At 73.4% G+C, this 15,087-nt stretch carries 12 protein-coding genes and 1 pseudogene; 10 read left to right on the top strand and 3 right to left on the bottom strand.

Annotation, left to right across the window (positions count from 1 at the left end; all coding sequences use genetic code 11):
• Positions 1 to 9 precede the first annotated feature (9 nt).
• The 6 genes from ACIP4O_RS22845 to ACIP4O_RS22870 all read left to right on the top strand — a co-directional run bounded on the left by ACIP4O_RS22845 (position 10) and on the right by ACIP4O_RS22870 (position 6,914).
• Positions 10 to 804 carry a DeoR/GlpR family DNA-binding transcription regulator gene (locus ACIP4O_RS22845; RefSeq protein ID WP_401577003.1) on the top strand — a complete coding sequence of 265 codons (795 nt, stop codon included), beginning with the start codon at positions 10 to 12 and terminating at the stop codon, positions 802 to 804.
• 165 nt (positions 805 to 969) lie between these two features.
• Positions 970 to 2,001 carry a polyphosphate polymerase domain-containing protein gene (locus tag ACIP4O_RS22850; protein ID WP_401577005.1) on the top strand — a complete coding sequence of 344 codons (1,032 nt, stop codon included), beginning with the start codon at positions 970 to 972 and terminating at the stop codon, positions 1,999 to 2,001.
• Positions 1,998 to 2,681, top strand: a complete 684-nt coding sequence (locus ACIP4O_RS22855) for a DUF4956 domain-containing protein (protein WP_361334875.1) — start codon at positions 1,998 to 2,000, stop codon at positions 2,679 to 2,681. The genes ACIP4O_RS22850 and ACIP4O_RS22855 overlap by 4 nt, the downstream gene beginning before the upstream one ends.
• Positions 2,681 to 4,480, top strand: a complete 1,800-nt coding sequence (locus ACIP4O_RS22860; protein WP_401577008.1) for a CotH kinase family protein — start codon at positions 2,681 to 2,683, stop codon at positions 4,478 to 4,480. Before ACIP4O_RS22855 ends, ACIP4O_RS22860 begins: the two co-directional genes overlap by 1 nt.
• A 92-nt stretch (positions 4,481 to 4,572) precedes the next feature.
• The gene (locus ACIP4O_RS22865; RefSeq protein WP_401577010.1) at positions 4,573 to 5,316 is read left to right on the top strand and encodes a response regulator transcription factor; all 744 of its coding nucleotides are present in this window, start codon (positions 4,573 to 4,575) and stop codon (positions 5,314 to 5,316) included.
• Positions 5,317 to 5,366: 50 nt separating this feature from the next.
• On the top strand, positions 5,367 to 6,914 hold the full coding sequence (locus ACIP4O_RS22870) for a sensor histidine kinase (protein WP_401577013.1): 1,548 nt from the start codon (positions 5,367 to 5,369) through the stop codon (positions 6,912 to 6,914).
• Between the two features lie 269 nt (positions 6,915 to 7,183).
• Here ACIP4O_RS22870 and ACIP4O_RS22875 read toward each other — a convergent pair whose 3' ends face one another.
• Positions 7,184 to 7,993, bottom strand: coding sequence for a TIGR03084 family metal-binding protein (locus ACIP4O_RS22875; protein ID WP_401577015.1), 810 nt, complete (start codon positions 7,991 to 7,993; stop codon positions 7,184 to 7,186).
• Between the two features lie 279 nt (positions 7,994 to 8,272).
• Between ACIP4O_RS22875 and ACIP4O_RS22880 the strand changes: the two genes are divergently transcribed.
• The 4 genes and pseudogenes from ACIP4O_RS22880 to ACIP4O_RS22895 all read left to right on the top strand — a co-directional run bounded on the left by ACIP4O_RS22880 (position 8,273) and on the right by ACIP4O_RS22895 (position 12,691).
• Positions 8,273 to 10,315 carry a glycosyltransferase gene (locus ACIP4O_RS22880; protein ID WP_401577017.1) on the top strand — a complete coding sequence of 681 codons (2,043 nt, stop codon included), beginning with the start codon at positions 8,273 to 8,275 and terminating at the stop codon, positions 10,313 to 10,315.
• A 144-nt stretch (positions 10,316 to 10,459) separates the two neighbouring features.
• Positions 10,460 to 10,861 carry a VOC family protein gene (locus tag ACIP4O_RS22885; RefSeq protein WP_361334863.1) on the top strand — a complete coding sequence of 134 codons (402 nt, stop codon included), beginning with the start codon at positions 10,460 to 10,462 and terminating at the stop codon, positions 10,859 to 10,861.
• A 279-nt stretch (positions 10,862 to 11,140) separates the two neighbouring features.
• Positions 11,141 to 11,653: pseudogene (locus tag ACIP4O_RS22890) on the top strand (acetoacetate--CoA ligase); the annotation flags it as partial.
• Positions 11,654 to 12,142: 489 nt separating this feature from the next.
• Positions 12,143 to 12,691 carry an Lrp/AsnC family transcriptional regulator gene (locus ACIP4O_RS22895; RefSeq protein WP_401577019.1) on the top strand — a complete coding sequence of 183 codons (549 nt, stop codon included), beginning with the start codon at positions 12,143 to 12,145 and terminating at the stop codon, positions 12,689 to 12,691.
• Between the two features lie 32 nt (positions 12,692 to 12,723).
• Here ACIP4O_RS22895 and ACIP4O_RS22900 read toward each other — a convergent pair whose 3' ends face one another.
• Positions 12,724 to 13,455, bottom strand: coding sequence for a GntR family transcriptional regulator (locus ACIP4O_RS22900; protein WP_401577021.1), 732 nt, complete (start codon positions 13,453 to 13,455; stop codon positions 12,724 to 12,726).
• A gap of 442 nt (positions 13,456 to 13,897) precedes the next feature.
• Complete coding sequence (locus ACIP4O_RS22905; protein WP_401577023.1) at positions 13,898 to 15,082, bottom strand: amidohydrolase family protein; 1,185 nt, start codon at positions 15,080 to 15,082, stop codon at positions 13,898 to 13,900.
• Positions 15,083 to 15,087: the final 5 nt, after the last annotated feature.

Raw genomic sequence — 15,087 nt, forward strand, 5'->3', positions numbered from 1 at the left:
ACTGGGGGTGTGTCTGGGACCGATCGATGGAAGCTGATCACGCACGCGGTGCGTGAGGCCGGGCGGCTGGGTGTCGCGGAACTCGCCGCGCTCACCGGCGCCTCGGAGATGACGATCCGCCGGGACCTCGACGCGCTCGCGCGCCAGGGGGTGCTCGAACGCTACCGGGGCGGGGCGCGCAGCCTCGTGCCGCGCGGCGAGGAGGAGCCCTTCGCGGCGCGCGCCCGGGAGGGCAACGCGGCGAAACGGTGGATCGCGGCCGAGGCGGCCGCGCTGCTCGCGGACGGCGAGTCGGTCGTCCTGGACAGCGGTACGACGTGCGTCGAGGTCGCCCGCGCGCTCGCGGGCCGCCGCCTCACCGTGATGCCGCTCTCGCTGCACGCGGCGCACGTCCTCACCGAGCGGTACGAGGGCGTCGCGCCCCCCGCGACCCGCCTCCTCCTCCCCGGCGGCGAACCGCGCCCCGGCGAACTCGCCCTCACGGGGCCGCTGACCGAGGCCTCGCTCGCCGCGCTCCGCTTCGACACGGCGGTACTCGGCTGCTGCGGCCTCACGGCGGCGGACGGGCTCACCGCGTACGGCCTCGCGGACGCCGCCGTCAAACGTGCCGCGATCGCCTCGGCCCGCCGCGTCATCGCCGTCACCGAGGGCGCCAAGCTCTCCCGCACCGCCCTCGCCCATGTCGCCCCCGTCGCCGCGCTGCACACGGTGGTCACCGACGAGGACGCCCCGCCCGAGGAGGTCGCCGCGCTCACGGCGGCGGGGGTGACGGTGCTGACCGTGCGCGTCACGGAGAGCGGCTGAGGCGCACGTCACCGTCACCCCGCAACCACCGCCCTTCACTTCTCGTTCACCTCTCCGCTTCCCGCGGTACTCCCGTGATTCCCCCGTCATTCTCATTGCCTCCTCATACGCCGCTGATTACGTGGCCGTGGCCGGTCCGACCACGACGTACGAGCGAGGAGGCACATGGTGTTCCTGTCGAGGGCAGCCACGAGAAGGAAAGCGGAACAGGGGACGCGGGCCCCGGGCGCGACGACGTCCGCCGCCGACACCCCCGCTTCCGAAGCGGCGGAGCCCCTTCACGTCGCCAGCCGGTTGCACGCGTTCAACCGTTTCGAGCTGAAATACCTCGTCCCGGTCGAGGAAGCCGCCGAGATCCGTGAAGAACTCGCCGAGCGCATGGACGCCGACGAGCACAGCCCGGTGGGCGGCTACGGCGTGTGGAGCCTCTACTACGACACACCGCGGCTCCGCTTCTACTGGGAGAAGATCGACGGCCTCAAGTTCCGGCGCAAGCTGCGCATCCGGCACTACGGGGACCCCGATGGCGTGACCGACGGCTCACTCGTGTGCGTCGAGATCAAGCAACGCGTCAACCGCGTCACGCAGAAACGCCGCATCACGCTGCCGTACGGCGAGGCGCGGCGGTTGTGCGACGGGCGTGAACTCATCGCGCACTCGCCCGGCGAGAGCGCCTTCGTGCAGGAGGTGCTGGATCTGATCGTGCGCCTCGATCTGCGCCCCACCGTGATCACCGGCTACCAGCGCGAGGCGTTCGTCGGCCGCGACGCGGATACCGGCCTGCGCGTCACCTTCGACCGGCGCATACGCGGCAGGGACCGCGATTTCCACTTCGGCATCAGCACCCCGGAGAACCGTTTCACCTTGCCACCGCACATGACGGTCATGGAGATCAAGGTGAACGAACGCACGCCGCACTGGATCACGGACCTCGCGGCACGGCGTGATCTGGGCCTCGTCCGCGTCTCGAAGTACGTGCAGTCGGTCGAGGCCTTCGGGCTCGCCCCGCGTTCGGTCTTCCACGTCCACGAGGCGGACTGCCCGCCCCCGTTCACGGCGGACACCGCCGACCCACACCAGACCGCCGATCCCACCGAGCCCACCACCCCCGCCGCAACCGGCACCCCCACCGTGAAGCAGCCGCTCGCGAAGCGGCCGGCGCGGCACGACGCGCCGTCGAAAGCAGGAGCACAGTGAACTTCGATCTCGATCTCCAGGAACTGAGCGGCACGTTCAGCGTGGCCGACGTCGTGGCGGCGATGGCTCTGTCCTTCGTCCTGTCCGCGCTCATCGGCTTCGTGTACCGCTACACGCACCGCAACGTCTCGTACAGCCAGTCGTACGTGCAGACGCTCGTCATCGTCGGGATGATCGTCGCTCTGATCATGCTCGTCGTCGGTTCGAACCTGGCCCGCGCCTTCTCGCTCGTCGGAGCGCTGTCCGTGGTCCGTTTCCGCAATGCGGTCAAGGAGACCAGGGACGTCGGCTTCATCTTCCTGGCGATGGCCATCGGCATGGCCTGCGGTGCCCGCTTCTACACGCTGGCCGCGGTCGGCGCGGTCGTCATCTGCGCCGTCGTCCTCGTCATGTTCAAGTTCGACTGGTTCGCGCTCAACGTGCAGCGCCAGGTCGTCAAGGTGCAGGTCCCGTCCGGTGACGACTACACCCCGCAGATCCGTGACGTCCTCATCAAGTACACGACGGAGTTCGAGCTGGTGAGCACCGAGACGATCCGCGGGGGCGCGCTCAGCGAGGTCTTCTACACGGTGCGGCTCAAGAAGGGCGCCGAGCCCGGTGACCTGGTCAGTGCCCTCCAGGAGCGGACCTCCGGCCAGCGGGTCACGGTCCTGACCGGTTACGACACCACGGACCTGTGATGGGCGGCGGCACGGAGCCCGGCTTCCCTTCCCGCGAACGGCGTCGCCCGCGGCTGCGCGACCGGGTGCCCGTCCGGCTGCGGCACCACTGGAAGCCGGCCGCCGCACTCGGCGTCGGACTCGCCGCGATGGTCGCCTTCCTCGGGGACGCGCGGATCTCCCCGTACGTCACCTCCGCCTCGCGCGCCGAGGCGGACCCCGTCACGGACGACGTCGGGGGCACGGTCGGGCTCTACGACACCTCGGCGAAGCACTCGATACAACTGACGTACGAGCAGACCGACTTCGACAAGATGATGAAGGAGTTCAAGAAGGACGGGACGAAGGACTACATCGAGGCCGATCTCACCATCGACGGCGTCTACCTCAACGATGTGGGGATTCGGCTGAAGGGCAACTCCACGCTCTCCTCGCTGCGCGGGTCGAAGGGGATGCCCGGCGGGGACCGGAAGTTCCCGGGCGGGGGCGGCGGGCTCCCGGGCGGGGGCGGCCCCAAGGCCGAGGGCGGCCTGGGCAAGGGCAACGGCAACACCGGTACGGGTACGAAGGCAGGCGAGGCTCCCGCGAGCAGGGGCGCCGCGACCGCCGACGGGGCGGCCGAGGCCGGTGCGGCGGCCGAGGCCGGCGGTGGTCCGGGCGGCGCGGGCGGTGGCATGGGCGGCATGGTGCAGTACGACCTCTCCGCCGCCAAGCCCGAGGAACTGCCCTGGCTCGTCAAGATCGACGAGTTCGTCGAAGGCCGCGCCTACCAGGGCGAGCGGGAGATCTCGCTGCGTCCGGGGAGCAACGAGCAGGTCCCGCTCAACGAGGCCCTGGCGCTGTCGCTCACCGCGAAGAGCGGCCAGAAGGCCGAGCGGTACGGCTTCACCGAACTCAAGGTGAACAACCGCCCGGCGGCGACGCGGCTCATGGTCGAGGCGCCCGACACCGACTACGCCGAGGACGTCGCGAACGGCGACGGCGTGCTCTACAAGGCGAAGGCGAGCGGGAGTTTCGCGTACCAGGGCGACGATCCGACCGACTACGAGAACTCCTTCAAGCAACTCAACAAGGTGGGCAGTCAGGACCTCGAACCGGTCATGAAACTCATCAAATGGGCGAACAAGGCGTCCGACGAGGAGTTCGCCCGCGACCTTCACCAGTACGTGGACGTCGACTCGCTCGCCCGCTACCTCGCCGCGCAGAACCTGCTGCTGAACTTCGACGACATGGCCGGTCCCGGCAAGAACTACCTGCTGTGGTACGACCTCGACACGAAGAAGTTCTCCGTGCTCGGCTGGGACTACAACCTGACGTTCAGCGGCAGCGCGTCGACGGGCCCCGACGACTCGGTCGGCATGGGCGGCGGGATGCCGGGCGGTGGCGCGGCCCCCGGGGACGGAGCGGCTCTCGGGGACGGAGCGGCTCGCGGGGGGACGCCGGAGGGGACGGGCGGGGACATGCCCGACGGCTTGCCCACGGACCTCCCCCAGGGCGCACCGGGCGGCGACGGCGCCCGCGTCGACCAGGACGCCAAGGGCGGGGGCATGGGCGGCATGGGCGCACGTATGGAACACGTCCTGAAGACGAAGTTCCTCGCGTCCGACGCCTTCGACGACGTCTACCACGACGCCTACCGAGAGCTGTACGAGAAGTTCTACGGCTCCGGCACGGCGGCGAGGGAACTCACGTCGATCGCCGGGCAGGCGCGCGCGGTGGGCGGCGCGTCGAAGGCGCTGGACAGCGCCGTGACGAAGCTGAGGAAGACCGTCACCGACCGGGCCACCGCCCTCGGCGAGGACGAGGAGGTGACGGGCTGAGACCCGCCGGCGTCCCGGACGGCCGCGCCCCGCGGCCGTCCGGGGCCTTCCTCGTTTCCCCCGTCCCTTCGCCGTCCCCCGAGGTGCCGACCATGACCTTTCCCCGCTCCCCCGCCACCGGGCACACCATCCTGGTCGTCGAGGACGACGCCAGCATCCGCACCCTGCTCACGACCGCGCTCGGCGCGGCCGGTTACGCCGTGGCGAGCGCCGTGGACGGGCAGGAGGCCATGTTCCAGGCGGGCAGCCGCAGGCCGGACCTCATCGTGCTCGACGTCATGCTGCCGGACACGGACGGCTTCCGCCTCACCCGCGAACTGCGTGCCCAGGGCGTCTACACGCCGGTGCTCTTCCTCACCGCGCGGGCGGGGGTCGAGGACCGCATCACGGGGCTCAGTTCGGGCGGCGACGACTACGTCACCAAGCCCTTCCACGTCCAGGAGGTGCTGCTCCGCATCCGCGCCATCCTCCGCCGCGCGGGCGCGCCCGCCTCCACCGCGCCCGTGCGGCCACCGCTGCGGTACGCCGGTCTCACGCTGGACGAGAACACCCACGAGGTGCGGCACGCGGGCCGTCCGCTGCGCCTGTCCCCCACCGAGTTCCGCCTCCTGGCGTGCCTCCTCGCGCACCCCGAACGCGTGGTGGAGAAGGCGGAGATTTTGCAACAGGTGTGGCGTTACGACTTCTCGGGAGACACGAGGATCGTCGACACCTACGTCAAGAACCTGCGCCGCAAGCTCGACCACGACGGCGCGCCCGCGCTCGTCCACACCGTGCGCGGCGTCGGGTACTGCCTGCGGCTGCCTCGCGACGAGCCGGACGCCGGTACACGATGAGCCCGCGCGAACGCGCGCGACCGCCCCACGCCGCCACCCCCCACGCCCCCATGCCCCGCGCCCGTTCCGCCGCGTCCCGCGCCCGTACCGTCCGGCACCGTCTGCGGCCCCGTTCGCTGACCGCCCGGCTCGTCCTCATCGCGACCCTGCTCGCCACGAGCGCCGTCCTGCTGTGCCAGCTCGCTGGGCTCGTGGTGCTGCGCGGCTGGCTCACCGATCAGGTCGACGAACGGCTCTCACACTTCCGGCCGCCGCCCGGCGTCTACGAGGACCTGCGGACCGGCGAGGAGCCGCACGCCCCCGGCGCCGAGGACGCCCTCCCCTCCGACTACCGGGTGTTCTTCTACACCGAGGACGGCCGCCTGTCTCGGGTACGCCTGGGCACCGACGACGGTCCCGGACCGAGGCTCCCGGAGCGCTCGGCCGCCCTGCGGCTCACCGGCCGTCAGGCCCGCGCCCTGCCTTCCGGGGACGGGCGCGGCTCGGCGTGGCGGGCCGTCGCCTTCACCGGCCCCGACGGAATCAGGACCGTCGTCGCCCTGCCCCTGGACACCGTCGACGGCGCGACGACGAAGCTGCTGTGGCTGAGCCTCGGACTCGGCCTCGTTGTCTGCGTGGGCGTCGTCGTCCTCGGCGGCGGCGCGGTGCGGCTCGGGCTGCGCCCGCTCACTCGCGTCGAACACACGGCCAGGCACATCACGAGGGGAGCGCTCGGGCTCAGCGTGCCGGTCGCCGACCCGGACACGGAGGTCGGCCGGCTTGGCCTGGCTCTCAACACCATGCTCGACCGGCTGCGTGACGCGCTGCGCCGCACCGAGGCGTCCGAGACCCGGCTGCGGCGCTTCATGGCGGACGCGGGCCACGAACTGCGCACGCCGCTCACTGCCGTACAGGGCTTCGCCGAACTCCTCCTCGCCGAGCCCGCCACGGCGCCGGAGCGGCGCGCCGAGGCGCTCGCCCTGGTCGCGGCCAACGCCGACCGCATGAGCCGCCTCGTCGACGACCTGTTCCTCCTCGCGAAGCTCGGCGACACGCCCGCGGCGCACCGCGAACCCGTGGACCTGCTCTCGCTCGCCGCCGACGCCATCGCCACGACCGCGATCCGTCATCCGCACCGCGCCATCGCCCTCGAACCCCTCACAGCGTCCCCCGCGCACGACCTCGCCGTCATCGAGGCGCCCGGTGACCCGCATCAACTCGCCCAGGTCCTCGGCAATCTCCTCGCCAACGCGTGCGTCCACACCCCGCCGGACAGCGCGATCACGGTACGGGTCGGCGCGCGCGACGAAGCCGGAACCGCCGTCTGCGTCGTCGAGGTCGCCGACGACGGCCCCGGCATCGCGCCCGAGGCCGCCCCGTACGTCTTCGACCGCTTCTACCGGGCGCGACCGCCCAGGCCCGAAGGCCCCTCGACCGAAGCCGGATCCGGTGAAGGGGCCGGACCCGGTTCCGGCCTCGGCCTCGCCATCGCCTCCGCCATCGCGACGGCTCACGGCGGTCGCCTCACGCTCGACAACCGGCCGGGCGCGGGCTGCGTCTTCCGCCTCGTGCTGCCGGAGTCCGGGGCGCCCGCACCGCCCGGCCCCGGAGGGGGGTGATCGCCCGGACCCGGGCCGGGTGAGGCACGAACGCGGAGTGCCGGTGCTCCGAGAACCGCGCGGAAGCGGTCGCACGGGCTGTCCGGCCCCATGGAGTCGGGGGCGAAGTGACGCGGCTCGGGCCTCTTGGCGGTGGTGGGGCGTCGTCTCCCGGCCGGGTGCGCGGTCCGCCCTCTCCTGGCCGCCGGTTGCGGGGATTCCCCGGTGACACGCGTCCGCGCGCCCTCCGGTCGTCCGGACCGCGGAACCCGCGTGCGCCATCCAGGTGTTCAGTCGGCCGCCCCGCGCACCCCCGGTCCCGTCCCCCCGCCCGCCGCGCGCCCCGCGCCCGGTGGGCCCGCGAAGGCCTGGGCCACGTCGAGCCATTCCGTGGCGACAGGGCCTTGCGCGGTGAGGGCGAGGTCGGTGCGGTGGCGGCGCTGGGTGACGAGGAGGCAGAAGTCGAGGGCGGGGCCCGTGACGCGGTTCGCGGCGTCGGCGGGGCCGTAGGACCACGTACCGCCTTCGGGCGCGGCCAGTTCGACCCGTACCGGGGCGGTGGGCAGGGGGCGGCCGTAGGTCGCGAAGCCGTGGCCGAGGGTGCGGAAGCCGAGGTGCGCGATGTGGCGCAGGCGCGCGGTCGGGGGGCGGGTGAGGGAGAGCGCGTCGTGGATGTCCTGGCCGTGCGCCCAGGTCTCCATGAGCCGTGCCGTGACCATCGAGGCGGGGGCCATGCGGGTGCCGATCCACCCGATCCTCGTCCCCTCGGGGACGCGCGCGAGCGCCTCGGCGAGCGCGGTGCGGCCCGCGCGCCAGCCGTCCAGGAGTGCGGCGGGCGCGGTACGGAACTCCTCCGCGCCCTCGTCGGCGAGCCGCTCCGGGCGGACGCGGGCCAGGCGCGCGGCGAACTCCTCGGGCCGCGTCACCGCGAGGAGGGCTACGTGGTCGGTCCAGGCGAGGTGCGCGATCTGGTGAGCGACGGTCCAGCCGGGCGACGGCGTTTCGCGGCCCCAGGCGGCCTCGGGCAGGCCGGTGACCACCCGGTCCAGCGCGGCCGATTCTTCGGCCAGGTCGGTCAGCAGAGCGGCGAGGTCCGCCACGGTGTGCTCCTTCGTCGGCGTGAGCCCCCACGGGCACGGCGCGGACAGCCTCCCGCCACCCGGCGCGGGTGACCAGGGTCCGGGGCCGGAACAACGGCACGACGCGGAACGGATGAGGACACGCCCACCCACTCCTCACTTCCCGATATGCCCGTTTTGTGCTCATATGTGAATTCGCCGCGCCTCCCTCCGCAGGACTCCCGCACGACCCCCGCCGTTCTCCCCGCGGCCACCCCGCCCTCCTCCCCCGTCCCGCCCCTCCGCGCCAGGAGAAGCCACGTGAAGATCGCCTTCCTGATCAACAACGCCTACGGCATCGGCGGTACGATCCGCTCCACCGCGAACCTCTCCCGCGCCTTCGCCGACCGCCACGAAGTGGAGGTCGTGAGCGTCCACCGCTCGAAGGACACCCCGGCGATCCCCTTCGACCCCCGCGTCAGGATGACGACGCTCATCGACACGCGCCCCGGCTCGCGCGCGCTCACCACGGGTCCCCTCGCGCAGCGCCCCAGCACGATGTTCCCCGGCCCCGCGGCGCCGCGCGTCTCCGCCGCGACCCCGTACTCGGCGCTGCACGACGACCGCATCGGCCGCTGGCTCCGTACGACCGGGGCGGACGTCGTCATCGCGACGCGGCCCGACCTCAACGGCTACCTCGCGCGCGACGGGCAGAGCCGCTGCGTCCGCGTCGGGCAGGAGCACCTGAGCCTCGCGGGGCACAGCGACGCGGTCCGTACGGCGCAGAACGGCGTGATCGGGCGGCTCGACGCCTTCGTCACCGTCTCCGAGGCCGACGCCGCCGCCTACCGCGCGGCCCTCCCCGACGTTCCCACCCGCATCCGCTGCATCCCCAACGGCGTGCCCGCGCCCGTCGTCGAGGGCTCGGCGCGGGACACCGACGTGATCGTCGCGGCCGGGCGGCTCATCCCCGTCAAGCGGTACGACCGCCTCGTCGACGCCTTCGCGCGCGTCGCCGACGCACACCCGACGTGGACGTTGCGGCTGTACGGGCGCGGCCCCAAGCAGGCCCAGCTGCGCGAGCAGATCGACCGCCTCGGCCTCTACGAGCGCGTCCAGCTCATGGGGTCCGTCACGCCGATCGAGACGGAGTGGGCCAAGGGCTCGATCGCGGCGGTCTCCTCGGACAAGGAGTCCTTCGGGATGACGATCGTCGAGGCGATGCACTGCGGCGTCCCCGTGATCGCCACCGACTGCCCACACGGCCCCGGCGAGATCATCACGCACGACCGCGACGGCGTCCTCGTCCCACTCGACTCGGGCGCGGCGGGCTACGCGCTCGCGCTCGACCGGCTCATGAGCGACCGTGAGCTGCGCGGGCGGCTCGCCGCGGGGGCGCTGCGGCGCGCGGCGGACTTCGCGCCGGAGCGGGTCGCGGAGCGGTACGAGGACCTCTTCCACGCGCTCGGCGCCGGACGCGCCCCCGTGCGGGCCACCCCCGCCCCCGCCCCGTGGTGGCGCAGGCTGCGCGCCGCTCTCCTCCCCGTCCGGGCGACACCGCCGCGCCGCGCGACGGACAGCCGGCCGCTCGCCTCGGCACGCTCGGGAGCGGACGGCGAGATCGTGTTCCGCTTCCCCGCCGCGTCCCTCCCCTGGGGCGAACTCGACCTGCTCGTCCGGCTGCGTCGCGACCCGAAGGGCCGCGAGGTGCGCGTACCGCTGCCCGCCGGGCGTGCGAGCGAGGTCCGCGTCACGCTCGACCCGCTCACGCACCCCCTCGCCGAGGGCCGTTGGGACTGCTACGTCGTACCGCGCGGGGCGACGCGGGGGCGCAAGCGGCTCGTGTGCGAGGTCGCCGAGCGCGCGCGGCGCGTCGGGCGCGCGCCGCTCACGGCGGCGGACGGCGAGACGGTGAGCGCGCTGCCGTACGCGACGGTGGACGGCTTCCTCGCGGTACGGGCCTGGCGGCGCCCCGCGCACGCGGAGGTCACGCGCGTCACGGTGGGCGCCGAGGGGACGACGGTACGCGCCGCGCTGCCCGTGCCCGCGACGGGCGCGGTCGTCGTGGCGGTCTCGCGCCAGGGCGAGTCCGGCGACTTCACCCTCCCCGTGACCCCGGACGGCACGGGCCTGCTCTTCACGCTCCCGCACGCGAGACCCGCCGCCGCCCCGCACGCCCGCTGGGACCTCTACCTCCGCGTCCCCTCCCACGACGTCCCCGTCCCGCTCGGCCGCATCGGCGGCGACGTCATCGACCGCAACAAGACGGACCTCCTCCCGGCGACCCGCTGCGACGACACGGCGGAGGCCCGGGTCTTCTTCACGGGCGCGCACAACCTGGCCTTCGAGGTGCGCACGCGGTAACCGGACGCGGGAGCGGGCGGCGGTCCGGTGGCCGCGGGCTCGGTGGCACCGCTTTCCCCACCACGGCCGGTGCCCCCGACCGCCCCCGCCGCGTCCCGTACAGTGCCCGGTACCTTCATCCCCGAGCCGCCGCAGGAGCCCGCCGTGCCGCCCACTCCCGGAACGCTGCACCACGTCGAGATCTGGGTACCGGATCTCCCCCGCGCCGTCGCGGACTGGGCCTGGCTCCTCGAAGCGCTCGGCTACACGCTCCATCAGGAGTGGGACGGCGGGCGGAGCTGGCTCCTCGACGCCACGTACCTGGTCTTCGAACAGTCCCCCGCGCTCTCCGGGCCGCGCCACGACCGCCTCGCCCCCGGCCTCAACCACCTCGCCTTCCACGCGGGCCCCCGCGCCACCGTGGACGCGCTGACCGACAAGGCGCTCTCGCACGGCTGGACCCTTCTCTTCGCCGACCGCCACCCCCACGCGGGCGGTCCCGACCAGTACGCCGCCTACCTGGAGAACCGCGACGGCTTCGAGATCGAACTCGTCGCCACCGACTGAGGCCCCGGGGCGGGGAATGCCGTGCGCGGGGCCGATGTTCCGCCCATGTACCGGCGGTTCGCTCGGGAGCGCCGGGCGGACGAGGGGGCGGGCTTGGCGTCAGCAGTGGTGATCGGGCCGGGCCGGGGATCGGGGCCTCGGTGGCGGCGCGGCTCGGCCGCGAGGGGATGGCGGTCACGGCGGTCGCGCGGAGCCGCGAGACCCTGCGGGACGTCACCGGGCGGATCGAGCGGGACGGCGGGACCGTACGGGCACTGAGCGCGGACAGCACGGACGAGAAGGCCCATGCCGTCGATGCCGGTGTACTTCTGGAACGACGCCGACGGCAGCCGCTACCGCGGGGCCTGCTTCGACCGGTGGCCCGGTGGGTGGCGGCACGGCGACTGGCTGACCGTCACGGACCACGGCGGGCTGGTGCTCTCCGGCCGCTCCGACTCGACCCTCAACCGGGGCGGCGTACGGCTCGGCAGCGCCGACGTGCACGCCGCCGTCGAGGGGCTGGCGGCGGTCCGCGAGAGCCTGGTGATCGGCGCCGAACTGCCGGACGGGGGCTACTGGATGCCGCTGTTCGTCGTCCTGGAACCGGGCCACGAGCTGGAGGACCTGCTGCGGAAGGAAATCATCACGGCGCTGCGCACCCCGGCCTCCCCGCGGCACGTCCCGGACACGGTGATCGCCGTCCCGGCCGTCCCGCACACCCGCACCGGCAAGAAACTGGAGATCCCGGTCAAGCGCGTCCTCCAGGGCGCTGGAGTACTTCGCCCGCTACGCGTCGGCGGATGTGAGGGGCCGGGTGTAGGGGCGGTACGTACGCCGGGCGGCGGCGACCCGTACGGTACGCGGGGCGCCGCCGCCCGGATCGCTCGCTCAGGGGCGGTACTTGAGGGCGGGCAGGATCACCGAGTCGTTGAACCCGACGATGTACTCCTCGTCCGCGGCAGCTTCGGCCGGGTGGACGCCCCGGCGAGCCTCGCCGGGCTCAAGGAGGAACTGCCCGCGGACTGGCACGAATTGACGGCGGAGCTGCAGCGGGCGGACGACGAAGACGTGCTGTACCGGCTCGCGGACCGCCCCTCCGACCTCCCACTGGACCGCCTCGCGGACCGCTGAGGGCTGTGGCCCGACCGCGACACGGTGCTCGGCGTGCGGCCGGCGAAACCACCGCACGTCCGGGCCCGTTGCCCGCGAGCATGCCGCCCGGTCAGAATGTGCGCGAGAACCTCCGTGATAACAGTGCGCACCGCTCAGGATTCCTGGGCGACGCACGGGAAGGTGCGCATCGTGCCCAAGGACACACGGATCGATCCCACCGACGCCCGGCTCCTCCTCGCCCTCTCCGCCGAGCCCCGGGCGACCACCGTCGCCCTGGCCGAGCGCACGGGGCTCAGCCGCAACACCGTGCAGGCCCGGCTCGCGGCGCTGGACCGGGAGGGGGCCGTCACCTCGTTCGAGCGGCGCGTCGACCCGGCGGCGCTGGGCTACCCGCTCACCGCCTTCGTCACGACGCACGTCGCGCAGAGGCTGCTCGACGAGGTCGCGGCGGCGCTCGCGGCGATCCCCGAGGTGGTCCAGGTGCACGGGCTGACCGGCGAGAGCGATCTCCTCGTGCACGTCGTCGCGCGGGACGCCGAGGACCTGTACCGCGTCGCCGGGCAGATCCTGGCCCGCCCTGGCGTGGAGCGCACCAACACGGCTCTGGTCATGCGGCAGTTGGTCGAGTACCGGATGACGCCCCTGCTGCGCAGGACGGCGGGCGAAGGCAGGGCCGCGAGTGGGGGGAACGCGGCTGGTGGTGACAGGGAGAGGGAAGCGAGGCACCGCTCTTCCTGAGGACGAACCGCCCCGGGGGCCGGGGCAGCCGCTCAGCGCCCGGCCGGTTTCGCGCCCCGCACGTCCTCTTCCTCGCGCGTCTGCGTGACGTACGGGTCGTCGGACAGGGCGCGCAGCGCCGTCTGTTCGTTGCGGTTGAGGTGGTCGAGCACGGCCGCGGCGACGGCTCCCGGGTCGCGTCGTCTGAAGACGTCGACGATCGCCTCGTGGACGTGCTGGCGGCGCGGGTTCTCGCGCGGGTCGGGCTCGGTCTTGCCGAAACCGATACGGATGTAGCGCTCGGCGGCGCGCCACAGGGAGTGGAGGACGCGCAGGTCCCACACGGTCGCCGCGGGGGTGAGCAGCGCGGCGTGGAAGTCGTGGTGCGCGTCGTACACCGTCTGGATCGTGTGGTGCGGATCGCCGAAACCGGCCGCGACGGCCTGGAGCCGGTCGAGTTCGGCGTCGCTGATCACCGCGCAGGAGCGGGCGGCGAGTTCGGGTTCGAGACCGCGGCGCAGCCGGTAGATGCCCTGGAGATCCTCCAGGTAGAGGGGCGCGACGCGGGCGCTGCGGCCCGGCTCGGTGATGACCAGGCCCTCGGCCTCCAGATTGCGCAGCGCCTCACGGACCGGGATGAAGCTCACGTCCAGCATCGCGGCGATCTTCCGCAGCGAGAACGTCTCCCCGGGCGCGAGGTCCCCGGAAACGATCGAGCGACGCAGCTCCTCGGTCACCAGATCCGGCACGGAACGGGCCTCGATCGGCTGGACGGGAGGCTTCATCGCGGTGCCTGCTTTCGGGGCCTGGGCCAAGGGAGGGGGTGTCCCCGGCGCGGGTGCGGTCGGCCCGACGATAGCGGCAGCGGCGAGTGCCCGGTACGGGGCGGTCCGCAGGCGAGCTCGCCCCCTACCCGTGACGGCGGGCCCCTCGCCCGTACCGCCCGCCCCGGTTCAGGACGCCGGCACCGGTGGGGCGAGACCTGCGGGCCCACGACGCCTGCCGGTTTTCCTTGAAGGCCGCCGGTTTTCCCTGAAGCCGCCGCGTCGGTGGCCCCACCACGGGCGGGGGCGGTTCGGCGTGTGGGGCTTGGCCCGCGAGGCTCAGCCTTCGCCGGGCCCGCCTGCCGTGTACGTGGCAGGCAAACCCGGCGGGAGGGGGGCGGCCCCCCGAGTCCGCCCCCCGCCGTAACGGCCCTGCGGCCGCCGCCGGTTCGCCGCGCCGGACTCAGGCCACCGGCGCGTACTCGGTGCCGCCGATCCAGACCCGTTGGACGGCGCGGGTCGCCGTGATGTCGGCGAGGGGGTCGCCGTCGATCAGGAGGAGGTCGGCGCGGTAGCCGGGGAGGATGGCACCGCGGTCGAGCAGGCCGAAGGACTGGGCGGGCAGGCTGGTGGCGGAGCGCAGAGCCTCACGGGGCGTCAGGCCGGCGCGGACGAGGAGTTCCAGCTCGTGGTGCAGGCTGTCGCCGTACGCGGGGTGCACGGGGACCCCGGGGGTGGCGTTGGAGTCCGTACCGGCGAGGATGCGCGCGCCGGCGCGGCGCAGGGCGACGACGCTGCCCTCCGCCGCCGCGTAGTCCATGCCCGGGATGCCGAGGCCGCCGAAGCCCTCCATCATCGTCAGGGTGGGGACCGACACGGTGCCCGTGGTGGTGTAGCGGGTCGCGGCCGAGGCGGTCAGCGCGGTGTCGATGGGGACGTGGTGGATCATGTCGACGCCCGCGGCGAGGGCCACGTCCGCCGATGCGGCGGTGGTGGCGTGGGCCATGACGCGCTTGCCGCGGACGTGCGCGGCGACCGTCACGGCCTTGATCGTCTCCGGGGACAGGCCCGGCACGTCGATGATGATCTTGATGTAGTCCGAGCCCTCGGAGATCCGGGCCCGGACGAACGCGGTGGCCTGCTCGGGACCGCTCAGGACCGCGTCGGCGGGGAAGGTCGGGATCTGGCTCTGCGGGCTCCCGGGGGCGACCGCCGGGGTGCCCGCGCTGCGGATGTCGGTCAGTCCGGGACGCCGGCGCAGCGAGTCGACGAGCGCGGGCGGGAAGGTCGCCATGTCCAGGGCGGTCGTCACGCCGTAACTCGCCAGTCGCTGAAGGGTGCTGATGTCCTGGAGGTGGATGTGGGCGTCGATCAGGCCGGGGAGCAGGGTCGCGCCGCCGCCGTCGATCTTGCGCGCCCCGAGAGCGGTGAGGCCGATCCTGCCGTTCTCGATGACCACGGTACGCGGGGACGTCAGCGAGGTGCCGTCGAAGACGCGCACATTGGTCAGCGCGATCTTCTCACCCGCGTCGGCGGTGCTCTGCGCCGCTTGCGCGGTGGCGGGGACCGCCAGTACACCGGCCGCGGCGATTCCGGTGACCGCCGCGGTCTTGAGGAAGTCGCGCCGGTTCCTGTCGTTCATGCACATCGTCG

This window comes from Streptomyces sp. NPDC088923, from assembly GCF_044749745.1.
In the GTDB taxonomy this organism is placed as follows: Bacteria; Actinomycetota; Actinomycetes; order Streptomycetales; family Streptomycetaceae; genus Streptomyces.

Excerpts from the sequence above, each read along its gene's own strand:
- ACIP4O_RS22850 (WP_401577005.1), top strand. The coding sequence starts at position 970 with ATGGTGTTCCTGTCGAGGGCAGCCACGAGAAGGAAAGCGGAACAGGGG.
- ACIP4O_RS22860 (WP_401577008.1), top strand. The coding sequence starts at position 2,681 with ATGGGCGGCGGCACGGAGCCCGGCTTCCCTTCCCGCGAACGGCGTCGC.
- ACIP4O_RS22865 (WP_401577010.1), top strand. The coding sequence starts at position 4,573 with ATGACCTTTCCCCGCTCCCCCGCCACCGGGCACACCATCCTGGTCGTC.
- ACIP4O_RS22870 (WP_401577013.1), top strand. The coding sequence starts at position 5,367 with ATGCCCCGCGCCCGTTCCGCCGCGTCCCGCGCCCGTACCGTCCGGCAC.
- ACIP4O_RS22900 (WP_401577021.1), bottom strand. The coding sequence starts at position 13,455 with ATGAAGCCTCCCGTCCAGCCGATCGAGGCCCGTTCCGTGCCGGATCTG.
- ACIP4O_RS22905 (WP_401577023.1), bottom strand. The coding sequence starts at position 15,082 with ATGTGCATGAACGACAGGAACCGGCGCGACTTCCTCAAGACCGCGGCG.